This window comes from Arthrobacter sp. 05L421 (assembly GCF_056397785.1).
Map to the genome: position 1 here is coordinate 24,530 of NZ_JBFTOC010000027.1, position 12,820 is coordinate 37,349.

General features: G+C 65.6%; 14 protein-coding genes and 1 pseudogene. 9 read left to right on the forward strand and 6 right to left on the reverse strand.

The window, feature by feature from the left end; translation table 11 throughout:
- The first annotated feature begins 134 nt into the window (after positions 1-134).
- The gene (locus AC1DKQ_RS20260; protein WP_476920005.1) at positions 135-956 is read left to right on the forward strand and encodes an SDR family oxidoreductase; all 822 of its coding nucleotides are present in this window, start codon (positions 135-137) and stop codon (positions 954-956) included.
- On the opposite strand, the gene AC1DKQ_RS20265 is transcribed toward AC1DKQ_RS20260, so the two are convergent.
- Positions 953-1,333, reverse strand: a complete 381-nt coding sequence (locus AC1DKQ_RS20265) for an MFS transporter (RefSeq protein ID WP_476920006.1) — start codon at positions 1,331-1,333, stop codon at positions 953-955. The genes AC1DKQ_RS20260 and AC1DKQ_RS20265 overlap by 4 nt on opposite strands.
- 175 nt (positions 1,334-1,508) lie before the next feature.
- A complete protein-coding gene (locus AC1DKQ_RS20270) occupies positions 1,509-2,171 on the reverse strand; it encodes an SDR family NAD(P)-dependent oxidoreductase (RefSeq protein ID WP_476920007.1) in 663 nt (220 codons plus the stop codon).
- A gap of 323 nt (positions 2,172-2,494) precedes the next feature.
- Here AC1DKQ_RS20270 and AC1DKQ_RS20275 point away from each other — a divergent pair, with 323 nt between their 5' ends.
- The 3 genes from AC1DKQ_RS20275 (at position 2,495) to AC1DKQ_RS20285 (ending at position 6,043) form a co-directional block, all read left to right on the forward strand.
- Positions 2,495-3,418: a helix-turn-helix transcriptional regulator gene (locus AC1DKQ_RS20275; RefSeq protein ID WP_476920008.1), complete on the forward strand. Its 924-nt coding sequence runs from the start codon at positions 2,495-2,497 to the stop codon at positions 3,416-3,418.
- 306 nt (positions 3,419-3,724) lie between these two features.
- Complete coding sequence (locus AC1DKQ_RS20280; RefSeq protein ID WP_476920009.1) at positions 3,725-4,969, forward strand: MFS transporter; 1,245 nt, start codon at positions 3,725-3,727, stop codon at positions 4,967-4,969.
- A 30-nt stretch (positions 4,970-4,999) separates the two neighbouring features.
- Positions 5,000-6,043: a zinc-dependent alcohol dehydrogenase family protein gene (locus tag AC1DKQ_RS20285; RefSeq protein ID WP_476920010.1), complete on the forward strand. Its 1,044-nt coding sequence runs from the start codon at positions 5,000-5,002 to the stop codon at positions 6,041-6,043.
- Between the two features lie 158 nt (positions 6,044-6,201).
- Here the strand turns inward: AC1DKQ_RS20285 and AC1DKQ_RS20290 are convergent, their stop codons facing one another.
- The 4 genes and pseudogenes from AC1DKQ_RS20290 to AC1DKQ_RS20305 form a co-directional block, all read right to left on the reverse strand.
- Positions 6,202-6,333: a hypothetical protein gene (locus AC1DKQ_RS20290; RefSeq protein ID WP_476920019.1), complete on the reverse strand. Its 132-nt coding sequence runs from the start codon at positions 6,331-6,333 to the stop codon at positions 6,202-6,204.
- A gap of 158 nt (positions 6,334-6,491) precedes the next feature.
- Positions 6,492-6,941: an SRPBCC family protein gene (locus tag AC1DKQ_RS20295; RefSeq protein ID WP_476920011.1), complete on the reverse strand. Its 450-nt coding sequence runs from the start codon at positions 6,939-6,941 to the stop codon at positions 6,492-6,494.
- On the reverse strand, positions 6,941-7,357 hold the full coding sequence (locus tag AC1DKQ_RS20300) for a metalloregulator ArsR/SmtB family transcription factor (protein ID WP_476920012.1): 417 nt from the start codon (positions 7,355-7,357) through the stop codon (positions 6,941-6,943). Before AC1DKQ_RS20300 ends, AC1DKQ_RS20295 begins: the two co-directional genes overlap by 1 nt.
- A gap of 96 nt (positions 7,358-7,453) precedes the next feature.
- Positions 7,454-7,654 (reverse strand): annotated as a pseudogene (locus tag AC1DKQ_RS20305) (recombinase family protein); the annotation flags it as partial.
- A gap of 343 nt (positions 7,655-7,997) precedes the next feature.
- Between AC1DKQ_RS20305 and AC1DKQ_RS20310 the strand changes: the two are divergent.
- From AC1DKQ_RS20310 to AC1DKQ_RS20330, 5 genes are all read left to right on the forward strand, one after another.
- Complete coding sequence (locus tag AC1DKQ_RS20310; protein WP_476920013.1) at positions 7,998-8,603, forward strand: helix-turn-helix domain-containing protein; 606 nt, start codon at positions 7,998-8,000, stop codon at positions 8,601-8,603.
- Positions 8,596-9,336, forward strand: coding sequence for a B3/B4 domain-containing protein (locus AC1DKQ_RS20315; RefSeq protein ID WP_476920014.1), 741 nt, complete (start codon positions 8,596-8,598; stop codon positions 9,334-9,336). The genes AC1DKQ_RS20310 and AC1DKQ_RS20315 overlap by 8 nt, the downstream gene beginning before the upstream one ends.
- Before the next feature lie 120 nt (positions 9,337-9,456).
- Complete coding sequence (locus tag AC1DKQ_RS20320) at positions 9,457-10,329, forward strand: EamA family transporter (RefSeq protein ID WP_476920017.1); 873 nt, start codon at positions 9,457-9,459, stop codon at positions 10,327-10,329.
- Positions 10,330-10,474: 145 nt separating this feature from the next.
- Positions 10,475-11,371: a dihydrodipicolinate synthase family protein gene (locus AC1DKQ_RS20325; protein WP_476920018.1), complete on the forward strand. Its 897-nt coding sequence runs from the start codon at positions 10,475-10,477 to the stop codon at positions 11,369-11,371.
- Positions 11,349-12,575 carry an MFS transporter gene (locus tag AC1DKQ_RS20330; protein WP_476920015.1) on the forward strand — a complete coding sequence of 409 codons (1,227 nt, stop codon included), beginning with the start codon at positions 11,349-11,351 and terminating at the stop codon, positions 12,573-12,575. Before AC1DKQ_RS20325 ends, AC1DKQ_RS20330 begins: the two co-directional genes overlap by 23 nt.
- The last annotated feature ends 245 nt before the right edge of the window (positions 12,576-12,820 follow it).

Sequence of the window (12,820 nt, forward strand, 5' to 3'; positions counted from 1 at the left end):
CCCGCGGGACCTGGCCGCTGGAGTCCACCACGACGTATGTCCGCGTCGGTGGTTTGTGGAAAACCAGCCACTCCCAGGCACGAACCTTCTAACAGCAACCCCCCAAACCTAACGAAAGTTAAGAGGAAACCACCATGGCAGCAGAAGTAGCAGTCATCATCGGCTCAGGCAGCATCGGAATAGCGATCGGCCGCGTCGCCGGCATCGGCCGGAAGGTCCTGCTCGCTGACTACAGCGAGGAAACCATGAATACCGTCGCCGAACAGCTCCGCGGCGAAGGCTACGAGGTCACCACCCACCCGATCGACATCTCCAACCACGACGCCGTCGCCGCCCTGGCCGGCGCCGCCGCATCGCTGGGAGACGTCGCCCGCGTCGTGCTCGCCGCCGGGGTGTCCCCGGTCCAGGCAAGGACCGAACGGGTGCTGAACGTTGACCTTCTCGGCACCGCCTACGTCCTCGAAGAATTCGGGCGCGTCATCGCTCCGGGCGGCTCCGGAATCGTCATCTCCAGCATGGCTGGCCACATGGGCGAGGGCTACCCCCGCGATGTCGAACACGCACTGGCCTACACTCCGACGGCAGAACTGCTGGATCTGCCCTTCCTCGCCGCCGAGAAAGTGGGCGACTCCGGGGCCGCCTACACCCTCGCCAAGCGCGGCAACGCCCTGCGCGTGCAGGCAGCAGCCATCAGCTGGGGTGAACGCGGGGCACGCATCAACTCCCTGAGCCCCGGCATCATCTCCACCCCGCTCGCCCAGGACGAAATGTCCGGGCCGTTCGCCGAAGGCTACCGCACCATGATCCGGACATCAGCCGCCGGGCGCATGGGCACCCCCGCCGAAGTAGCAACCACCGCGGCGTTCCTCCTCGGAGCTGAAGGCGCCTTCATCACTGGCTCCGACCTCCTCATGGACGGCGGCGTGATCGCAGCCATGCGGTCCGGACAGCTCTAACTAGCGGCAACGGCGCTCGTTACCGTTGCCAGGAGCCAGGTGGGCCTCTTCGGGGCTGTGTCCACGGCGTAGGCCGTTAGTGCACTTGAGGCCAATCCGGCCGCGAGCCCTTGGAGCCCGCGGCCCACGAGCAGAGGAACCACGCCGTCGACGGCTAAGAGCACAAAACAGCCTGCCGCGGCGACTGCCAGCGCACCGATCGACATCGCTTTGCGGCCGACGTGATTGGACAGTCGGCCCAGGACGACGAGACCGAACACGGCAAACACGAAGTACGCCACAGCGACCAGCGAGAGGTCGGTATTGGTGACGCCGTTCTCCGAGCGGTAGGTGTCGTACAACGGGACTGCCGTTCCTCCCGCCGCGAAGATCGCCACGAAGGAGACTGTGGCTGCAGCGAATCCACGGCCCGGGCGGGGCGCGGGATCGCGGGAGGAACCATGGGCATAAGAGGTTGACCTATCTTTCTTTGACGGTTTGGCTAGTCGGCGTCGTCGGGCGTTGTGTCGACGATTTTCCGTAGGTGGGCATTGCTCTCCAGGACTGCTTTGCTCAAGACATGGCTCTGGTGAAGTGTCTGTACTCGCTGCGGTTGGTGTGGATGTCCCAGAGAGTGCGCGCGACTACTGCTGGGTCGTTCGTGGGGTCACCGGCTTCGATCGCGCCCGGGATGATGAACTGCGAGACGTGGATGTTCTCCTCAGCCAACGCGGTGTGCAGAATCTCGCCGTAGGCGCTTTCGGCGGCGAACGCAATCGAGGTGCCGGCGTAGCCGACTGCGGGACGAACGGCGCTGCCGCCGTTGATGAGCAGAACCGTGCCGCGTCCGGATCCGCGCATGCTGGGGAGGACCTGCTGGACGGCGGCGACGGGGCCGTAGATCGATTGCTCGACGGGCGCCAGCAGGTCTTCGGCGCTTGTGTCGAGGACCGGTTTCATGAAATCGCTTTGGGGAACGGGGCTGTACTGGAGCACCTCGATCGGGCCGAGCGCCGTGGCGGCGAGTTCGAGAGCACGAGCGAGCTGCTCGGGATCACGGACGTTGGCCGCGAACCCCTGAGCGTCGACCTCGTCGGATCGCACCTCCTCGGCGATGGCGTCGACGTGTTCTTGTGTGCGGGAAATCAAAGCGACGTTGTAGCCGTGGGAGGCGAATTCGCGGGCGACGGCTGTGCCGAGACCGCTACCGGCCCCGACAATGGCAATGGTGGGCATGAGGTGGCCTTTCCAGACATACGCTGATGATGATTTGCCCGAGGTTGATGGGAAGATTCAGCTTGTCGAGCGGGATGAGATCAACCTTGTCGTTGCGGTCGACGTGGCCGGCGCCAGCGTGACCGGGCTGCCGGGGTGGGTATGCGGCCCGTTCCACGAGCTGGACCGGAAGGGTTTTCTGCCCTTCCGCGGGACCCATACCGCAGCTTGCACCCGCCGACAGTTCAATGCAACCAGCATTGACCTGTGCGTGGGAGGGCGCGTTTATAGGGGGGATCAATACGACCCCCATAGCCGCCGGAAGCCGGAGTAGCGTTGAAAACATGCAACCAGCCGACAACCGAGCCGCTATCCGTGAGTTCTTTGCCACCCGCCGCGCCAAGCTGGCTCCCCAGGACGTCGGTCTGCCGTCGGGCGGGGGCCGCCGGCGTGTCCCGGGCCTCCGCCGGGAAGAGGTCGCGGTACTCGCCGGGGTGAGTACCGAATGGTATGCCCGTCTGGAAAAGGGGCACATCAACGGAGTCTCCGATGATGTGCTCGACGCGGTCGCACGGGCGTTGCAACTCGATGAGGCCGAACGGCTCCACCTCTTCAACCTCGCCCGGGCCGCCAAGCCCAAGACCGCCCAGCGCCGCCAGCCGAAGTCCCCGGTACGCCCCAGTATCAAGCGTCTCCTGGAATCCATGGCGGCTGCTCCGGCCTTCGTGCGGAACGCCCGCAACGACGTCCTCGCCTGCAATCCGCTCTTCCGGGCCCTGTACGCACCGGTCTTCGATGACCCGGTCCAGCCTCCCAACATTGTCAGGTTCACCTTCCTGGACCCACGCAGGTTCGACTTCTACCCCGACTGGGAAGAAGCCGCCGACGGTATGGTCGCATTGCTTAGAAAAGAAGCAGGCCGTAACCCCTACGACCGTGACCTCACCGACCTCGTCGGCGAACTCGCCACACGCAGCGAGGAGTTCCGCACCCGATGGGCCGGACACGACGTGCGAATGCACCTCACCGGCACCAAACGGATCAACCACCCGGTTGTTGGCCTCGTCGAGATCACCTTCGACGTCCTTGAGCTGCCCGCCGACCCCGGACTCACGATCACGACTTACGGCGCCGAGCCGGGCACCCCCTCCGCGGACGCCCTGAACCTGCTTGCCAGCTGGGCCGCTACCAACCACGACGACGAACAATGGGCGGATCAGCCCTCCCGCGTCGCCCCGCCACTCCTGCCGGAACCCAACGAGACGTAGCTACCAAGATGCTGCGGGGTCTTTTCGGAAGCCCGGCCACTGATCCCCGGCGGCCGTGTTCCAACACGGGGCCCAAGGGCGGCATTGAAGATGACGTTTCCATGAGCACGACGGGCCCGTTGCCGGCATGCAGCAGGTGCTCCCCGCTCGATTCGGCGAAGCGCCCACGGTGATCCTGCCTGCAACCGCAGTTGTTGGCGTTTAGGGGGGACCGTTTATACCCCCATAAACGCAGCCTTCTTCAAGGGTGAGCAATCGGTTGAAATGGATAAGAGACATTTTCCCCTGCATCAATGAGGAGTTCGCATGAGCGGGCAGACAATAATCCAGGACGGCGTTACTGCCGGCAATCCCACGGCCGGTGAGAACGGACGGCGGCCCTCGCTTCCGCTGGCGGTCTATGTGCTGGCGCTGGGCACGTTCCTGATGCTCACCAGCGAATTCGTGGTGGCCGGCATTCTTCCGCTGATCGCTGGTGACCTGCAGGTGAGCGTCGCCCAGGCAGGATCGCTGATCACCGTCTTCGCGATCGGCATGGTGATCGGCGCACCGCTGATGGCGATGTTGACGATGCGCATGTCCAAGCAGCTCACGCTGGTTCTGGCGCTCATCGTGTTCGTTGCCGCCCATATAGTTGTGGCGCTTGGCCCGGACTTCACGGTGCTGCTGGTGGCACGGTTCGTCAGCGCGCTTGCCACCGGAGCGTTCTGGGCAGTCTCCGCTGTGGTCGCCACCCGCGCCGCGGGACCCTCCTCAGGTGCCCGGGCGGTAGGGGTCGTGGGTGCCGGCGGGGCCCTGGCCACCGTCCTCGGCGTGCCCCTGGGCGCGTTCGTCGCGCAGCTGGTCGGCTGGCGCGGAACCTTTTGGGCACTGGCGGCCGCCGCCGCGCTGGCCACCGTCCTCGTCGCCCGCCTTGTTCCGCGCGACGCCCCCGGCGCGCACGCAACGTCGCTCCGTGCCGAACTCGCCGGCCTGCGCTCGGGCCGGCTGTGGCTGGCGCTGGCCGCCTGCGCCACAACGTGCGGTGGGGTGCTCGCCGCCTACTCGTACATCGCCCCGATCCTCATCGATCAGGCCGGCGTGACCGCTTCCCAGGTCCCGCTGGTGCTCACAGGATTCGGTATCGGCTCGGTCATGGGCACCCTCCTCGCCGGCCGCTTCGGCGACGCCCACCCCGGCCCGATCACGATCATCACACCCGCCGTGACCACCATCCTCCTTCTGGCCATCAGCCTGCTGACCGGTTCCCCATGGCTGACCAGCGCACTGGTGGTCCTGCTGGGCTTGTTCGGTCTCAGCGCCAACAGCGTGCTGATTCACCTAGCGGTGCGCTTCGCCGGGAAAGCCGCAAGCCTCGGATCCGCCCTCAGCGTCTCCGCGTTCAACGCCGGCACGGCCGTGGGCACCTGGTTCGCCGGCGCCGCCCTGGTCTCCCCGCTCGGGACCACCGGTCCCGGCCTTGTCGGCACGATCATTGCCGCGTTGACCCTGTTTCCCGCCATTGCACTCGCCCTCGCCAGCCGCCGGCGCACAGCGGTTGGAACCAACTAAGCACATCCGAAAAGAGAGAAGGAAAAGCCAATGCGCGCAACCCTTATGTACGGCCCCGGCGACGTCCGCGTGGAGAACGTCCCCGACTCAGTCATCAAGAACCCCACCGACGCGCTGGTCCGGATCAGCGCGTCCTGCATCTGCGGCAGCGATCTGCACCCGTACCACTCCATGGACGCCGGCAACGGACCGGCTCGGATGGGGCACGAATTCATCGGCATTGTGGAGGACATCGGCTCCGCGGTCACCTCCCTGAAGAAGGGTGACCTGGTCGTCGCACCCTTCGCGATCTCAGACAACACCTGCGAATTCTGCCGCGAAAACCTGCACACCTCCTGCTCACACCACGAGGCGAACTTCTGGGACGGCCTCCCGGATGAAGGCGGCCAGGCCGAAGCAGTGCGTGTTCCATTGGCGGACGGCACACTCGTCAAGCTGCCGGTGGCACCAGATTCCGCACTGATCCCGTCTCTGCTGACCCTCGCCGACGTTTTCGGGACCGGCTACCATGCCGCACTCCAGGGCGGCGTGAACAAACACACCCGCGTCACCGTGATCGGCGACGGAGCAGTCGGGCTGCTGGCCGTCCTGTCAGCGAAGCGGTTGGGTGCCGAACAGATCATCCTCATGGGACGGCACAAGTCCCGCACCGACTTGGGCCTGGAATTCGGCGCGACGGACATCGTCTCGGCCCGCGGAGAGGAAGGCATCGGCCAGGTCCGCGAGCTCACCGGCGGCCGCGGCTCCCACGTGGTCCTCGAAGCCGTGGGCCACACCCCGGCCTACGACCAGGCAGTGGGCATCATCCGTCCCGGCGGCGTCATCAGCCGCGTCGGCGTGCCCCAGTACAACGAGGCGCCCGTCGGCTTCGACAGCCTCTTCGGCGGCAACATCACCCTCACCGGCGGTCCTGCCCCGGTCCGGGCCTACGTTGAAGAGCTCATGCCCGACATTCTCAACGGCACCATCGAACCCGGCAAGGTCTTCGACGTCACCACCGACATGGACGGCATCGTTCAGGGATATAGGGACATGGACGAACGACGGTGCCTCAAAGTCCTCATCAAACCCTGACCACCGGCCCGCGCGCGGAGGACGCATACCCTCGCGCGCACGCTGGATGAACCTCCCGAGGCAGTCATCACCAACGAGCCGCTCCAGGACCAAACGGCCCGACGGCTGACCGGGAGCGGCTCGAAGACAGCTTCCTCAGGAAGCCAGTAGTGCTGCCGTCACCGGACCGGGGTGTATGTGGTGCCGTCGCGGAGCATGGCCCAGAGGACGTTGAGTCGGCGCCGGGGCCGGTGGTGGTTGCCGGTGATCCGTCCGGAGTCCCCTATGAGCCCGAACGGTCCGCGAAGCAATTCAAAAGTCGACGCCTACGCCCGAGCCAGAGAGGGGGACCATAACTATCCCGGCGAGCGAGATCGTAGTGCCCGTGCTTTTCGCCGGGAATCCAGGTGGGGCACCGCCAAGAGGTTTCTCGAACTTGGTAGACAGATTCTGCGGCCAGCCTGAGGACCTACGCTCCTGTCCGGGCCAACGTTTCAGTCAGCTTCTTGAGTATCTGTCCGCGCCAGCCGCCGCCCATGATGCGGTGGGCAACAACGTGGCTGGGCTCCTCTGGGTCGAAGCCTTCGTGAGTGAGGAAAAGGCGCGTGCCGGCGCCCTCCGGGACCAGAGTCCAAGTGACCGTACTGCTCAGGCTGTTGCCGGCGTTCGCGTCCCGCCATGAAATGCGGAGAAGCCGTTCTGGATCAATTTCGAGCACTTCGCTGGCGACAATTCCGCTGAATCCCACGGCAGGGACCGGAGTTCCGCGCATGGTGTAGCGGTGCCCGACGATGGGCTGAAAGTCGTTTTCCATGAGCCAGGCCGCGATCAAGGGCGGCTCGGTGAGCGCCCGCCACACCTTTGCGGGCGGGTGGGGAAGGAATTCGTCGAGCTCTATGGCTGTCAACGTCGGTGACATCAGGTGTCCTTCAGGTTCTCGAGAGTATGGTTTAGGTCTTTCAGGCGGGTGCGCCAGAACTTCTCGAACGGCGACAGCCACGACGCGACGTCGGCAAGAGGATCGGGCGTCAGTAAGTATCGAATCGTCCGACCCCGCCGCTCCTCCGAAACGAGGTTCCGATCGAGCAGCACCTTTAGATGCTCGGAGACGCTGGGCCGGGCCATGTCATATCGTTCGGCAATCTCGCCGGCGGTTCGTGGACCGTCCAAGAGAAGCATGAGAATGTCGCGCCTGGTGGGATTAGCCAACGCTCCGAAGAGCAGGTCCGCGGGGGAATCCTTCGTTCTGACTGGCACCGACCCATAATAGGTAGGACATTTCCTACAAGTCAAGTTTCTGACTGCCTCTAGAATCCTTCTAAAGGTGTTACTCACTGAGCCGCGAAACGGCCAATCAAAGCTGCACTTGAGAGCGAAGCGCCCGTTCTAATTCATGCCGGGAAAAGCTTGTATTGCCCGAGCGCAGCGAGGCCTCAACACAACGACGGCGTCTCCGTTCTCGGCGCACTCGAGGAGCTTTTTCATTCCGGGCCGCTCGATTGCCGTTTTGCTTCCGGAAGTCACGTCGGCGGATACGTCGCGCTTCTGAACACCAGCGGCGACGAGCGCGTCTAGTTGCAGATGGGCGTCCTGGCCCGAGGTACTGACGCGCGTGTAACCCAGTTTCCTCACCCCGCCAGTCTGACTCAGAAAGTCCCTGCTGCGCCCCCGCGAGACGATCCACGGTGGGACGTGTTTCCGAGACATCGGTGAGCCCGGTTTTCTCAGCCACTCGGCTGGCACATCAGGGCCCTGGTTCGGTGTTTTGGAAAGCTGTTGTTTTCCAAGACAGCAGCGGATAGGGTCGCTGCCGTGTTTCTCACTGCTGGTCGTCTACAAGGTTCATGCACGGTTCGGTCCTGGTTGGTGGGACGAGGTGCGACGTAGAAGCTCAAGAGGGTCTTCGGCCACTCTTGACGGGCGGCCGAACGACAGCCAGTAGTCGAGTGCACTAATAGTGCACTATGATGCACTTATGGATGAGAGTACAACGACCTTGGCGCTGGCCATCGGCGCCCGAGTTAGGCAGGAGAGGCAGTCTCGGGGCTGGACGCTTGATCAGCTAGCGGAGTCTGCCGGGGTAAGCCGCAGGATGGTGGTCAACGTGGAGCAGGGTGCCGCGAATCCCAGCGTGGGAACCCTGCTGAGGATCAGCGACGCGCTCGGCGTGGGGCTGCCGGCGCTAGTCGAGCCACCCCGGCGGAAGCCGGTGAAGGTCACGCGCAGTGGTGAGGGTGCTGCGTTGTGGAGCAGTGAGTCCGGGGGCCGCGGCGTGTTGGTGGCCGGCACCGAGTCGCCGGACGTGGTTGAGCTGTGGGATTGGACGCTGGGTCCCGGTGACCGTCATGTGAGCGAGGCCCACACCTCGGGAACCAAGGAGCTCTTGCAGGTCCAGCAGGGCACGGTCACGGTGGAGGTCGCGGGCCAATCGGTCAGCCTCGATGCCGGCGATGCGGTGACGTTCCCGGGCGACGTGGCACACTCTTATGCCAATCCGGGCACGGAGCCGGCGAGGTTCTCCCTGGCCGTCTTCGAGCCGGGCGTCGGGACAGGACACCGGCCGGAGGCGTCCGATGCCTGAGTCGGGCACGCTTCAGGAAGTCCTCGACGGCGGCCAGGTTGACGCCGCTGTTTTCGCGCTGCGGCCCGACTACCGGGCGTTGCTGCTGGCCGTTGACGGACTCGTCCCGGGCCCGAGCGACCAGGCCAGTGAAGAGATGCTCCAGGCGGCGGAGACCTCAGCCCGCGAGCTGCTCAAAGGCCGGTCGGTCGAGCAGCTTCCGCACGTCGCAGCCTGGCGCGCGGCCTACCAAGGCTTCGGAGCCAAACCCAGCCGAACGCGCAACAGCCTGGAGGCGCTCCTGCGCCGTGCGGGGTCCGGGTTGCCCCGGGTGAACCGTCTCACCGACCTCTATAACGCGGTTTCGGTGCTCCACCAGTTCCCCCTGGGCGGGGAGGACCTAAACCGCTACAGCGGTGCGCCCCGGCTGGTCCGCGCCACCGGAAAGGAACCCTTCGATACCGCCGCCGACGGCGCCGCGGTGGTCGAACACCCGGAACCCGGCGAGGTCGTGTGGTGCGACGATGCCGGGGTGACCTGCCGGCGCTGGAACTGGCGCCAGGCACGCCGTACCCAGCTCGGCGACGACACCATCGCCGCACTGTTCATCCTCGACGCGCTCGAACCCATGACCGATGAGGCGCTCCACACCGCAGCCGAGGACCTGGCCGCCAGGCTGACCCTGCTCGGTCCCGACGTCAGAACCGCCCGCCGCCTGATAGCCGCCGGCACGCCACCCAACGAAGGATACTGACATGCTCATCCACCCCCGGATACGCGCGATCGCTGACCGGCTGGCCCGAAGGGGCCAGCCGTGAGCCAGCGCGTCCCCAACAATGTTCCCGTGCCGCCGTGGGGACTGGCCGTTGCCGCCATGCTCTCCGTCCAGCTGAGCTCAGCCCTGTCAGTAAATCTCATTGCGGCGGTGGGACCGGCCGGAACCGCCTGGCTCAGACTCAGCGTGGGAGCACTCATCTTCCTCGCCATCGCCCGACCCCCGTTGCGCACACTGCGCCGCCCCGACATCCCCGTGCTCCTGGGGCTGGGCGTCGCCACCGGACTGATGACCATCGCCTTCCTCGCCTCCATCGAACGCATCCCCCTCGGCACCGCCGTCGCGATCGAGTTCCTCGGTCCGCTGACTGTCGCCGCGGTCCGCGCCCACAGCGCACGGGCGCTTATCTGGCCAGCCCTGGCGCTAATCGGCGTCGTCCTGCTGACCGAACCCTGGGCCGGTGCCATCAACCTCGCCGGTATCGGGTTCGCTGGTCTGGCAGCCATCGGGTGGGCCGTCTACATCCTGCTCACCCAACGCATCGGCGACCGCTTCACGGGCATCGGTGCGCTCTCACTCACCGTTCCCGTCGCCGCTGCCACGGCAGCGGTCATCGGCATCCCGCAGTCCGCCGGACACCTTAACCTCGGGATCCTCGCAGCCGCCTTAGGACTGGCCCTTCTGATGCCGGTGCTGCCGATGGCGCTCGAGTTGCTCGCCCTGCGCAGGATGACGCCCACCGCGTTCGGCACCTTGATGGCCCTCGAACCCGCCTTCGGCGTGCTCCTCGGGCTGCTTGTGCTGCACCAGCAGCCCTCGCTAGTCCAATTCGGTGGCATCACGCTCGTCGTCCTCGCCGGTGCGGCCGCGCAACGCGGCGGCCGAAGGCAACCGCGCTCCCGCGAACACGCCGGTACCCATATAGACCCCGCCCTCATCGATCCAGACCTCATCGACCAAGGGCCGAAGTAGTCGACAGTCGTCCAGCCAGGCGGGTCCGCCAGACCGTCGCTGCGCGAGAATTCCGAGGCTGAGGTGCCGCGCAGCCCAGGCCGCCCAGGCAGCGGCGGCGCCTCAGACTTCGCTTCCCTGTAATTCAAACAAAGGAGTTATGACCATGTTCACCGGCTTGAGCGCCTTCCCCCTTACCCCGCTGGCAAATGACGCTGTCGACGAACATGCCTTCGTTCACCTGATCGAACGGCTCGCCGAGGCGAAGGTAGACTCCATTACCGCGCTCGGATCCACGGGCTCCTACGCGTACCTGGGCAGCGAGGAACGAAGCCGTGTCGCACGTCTTGCCGTCGATCACGCCGGCGCGACGCCCGTGTTCATTGGCGTCGGGGCCTTGCGAACCTCACACGTCCTCGCAAATGCAGAGAACGCAGAACAGGCGGGGGCTTCCGCTCTCCTGTTGGCTCCTATGACCTACCAGCACCTCACGGACGATGATGTCTTCGCACTGTTCAGAACCGTCACTGTGAACTCGTCGCTGCCCGTCATCGTCTACGACAACCCCAGCACCACCCACTTCACCTTCACAAGCGAGCTCTACGGACGCATCGCTGAACTGCCCGGTATCTCTTCCATCAAAATCCCCGGCGTACCGAACGATCCGGAACAGGCGCAGGCGCGGGTCCAGGAAATCCGCGCGGCCGTCCCGGCTCACGTGACCATCGGAGTTTCCGGCGACGCCCAGGCCGCCGCCGGCATGGCCGCCGGGTGCGATGCCTGGTACTCGGTCATCGGCGGCACCTTGCCTGCCCTTGCGATGCGGATCACCCGAGCCGCCCTGGAAGGGCGGGTCTCGGAAGCGTCCGCCGAGTCCGAACGGCTTGCACCGCTGTGGCAGTTGTTTGCCGAGTTCGGCGGGAGTATCCGGGTCGTTGCCGCAATAGCAGAACAGCTGGGACTGGCGTCAACATCGTGCCTGCCGCTTCCCCTCCAAGGACTGACCGAGAAGCAGCGTGCCCAGGTGAGCAGGATTGTCGATGAGCTCGGGCTCAACCCATAGCGCTGAGCTCGGCGCTCCACGCAGGAAGGACCGTCGGGCCGGGCGGCTGGCACGCTACGTCTTCGCCGCGACACTGGTTCGCAGCGCAGACGGCGGCGCAGTGGTCGCTATCGTGCTGCTCGCGCACGCCTGCGGGATGCCGGGCTGGATGGCCGGACTCCTGGGAGCATCAATCACCGCACCCCATCTGCTCGGGCCCTTCACTGCACGACGCCTCGACACAGCCCGTGACGGGCGCAAAGTGATCGCATCCTCAGCCGTCCTCCACGGAGTGCTGCTCGGTGCCGCTGCACTGCTCCTGCCCATAGCCTGGCCGATCTGGCCGGCCCTGCTGCTCTTTGCCTCCGGCATCTTCGGGCCGATGCTTACCGGCGGGGTCAGTAGCCGTCTGCCCTCCATCGCCGGCCCCGAGCTGGGTAGCCAACGCAGAGCACAAAGCTGGGACGTCGCAAGCTACGGGCTCAGCGGCACCCTCGGCCCCGCAGCAGTCGCTTGGATCGCGGCAGCATCTGACGCACTTACCGCGACACTGGTTCTGGCCGGAGCCGCCGTGGTTGGTGCGGGCGCCGTCCTCGCACTCCCCAGACAAGAACCGCCCGACCAGGCCGTTGACGTGCCATCGCCCGGCCGAACACTAAGCCTGATATGGAAACGTGGTCCGCTTCGCCGCACCCTCGGGCTCACCGTGACCGTCGCATTCTCCGTCGCCGCGTTGCCGATCTACGCCGTCGCAACAGCTCCCACATTCGACGGTGCCTCAGCCGCCGGAACACTGGTCGCGGCCTACGGGATAGGGAACCTTCTCGGATCAGCAGCTCTTATGCTCCGGCCGCTTCGCCGCGACGCAGACCCTCTCATGAGCTCCCTTGCTGCACTCGTCGCGGCAACGCTGATACTGGTGATGCTTACTCCGACACTCCCGACCTCCCTTATTGCCTTCTGCCTGGCAGGGATTGCCAACGCGCTTTTCTTCGCGGCAACACTCGCCGCGCGCAGTGAATACGCACCCATCGAGGCTCGCGGCCAAGTCTTCATCTGGGTAGGCGCACTCAAGATCGCTGCGGGATCAGCCGGAACAGCCGTCGCGGGCGCAACCATCACACAAACGGCCTGGGCACCCCTCCTTCTGGCCACAGCACTCACTACCGCTGCTGCGACCACGAGCGTCATCGAGCGATCCCGCCGAGGCTGGTCCAAGCGCTAGCCCGCCCGATTTCAACGACACCCTCACCCCGACATGCCCGCAGCCCGGCGGGGCGTGCACCCCATGCACGGGGGGCACCGCTGAAGGCTTACCTGGCACCTGCCTGCGGGAGTCCTGTACGCAGGTCAGTATTTGAGAGACGCATTTCAACGGCACCCCGCACGGCGGCCGTGACGGACGCTCATGGGCAATCCCCGTTCATTTGGATTCGGCTCCCACAACGCCGCGCTGGTCATCATGCTGAC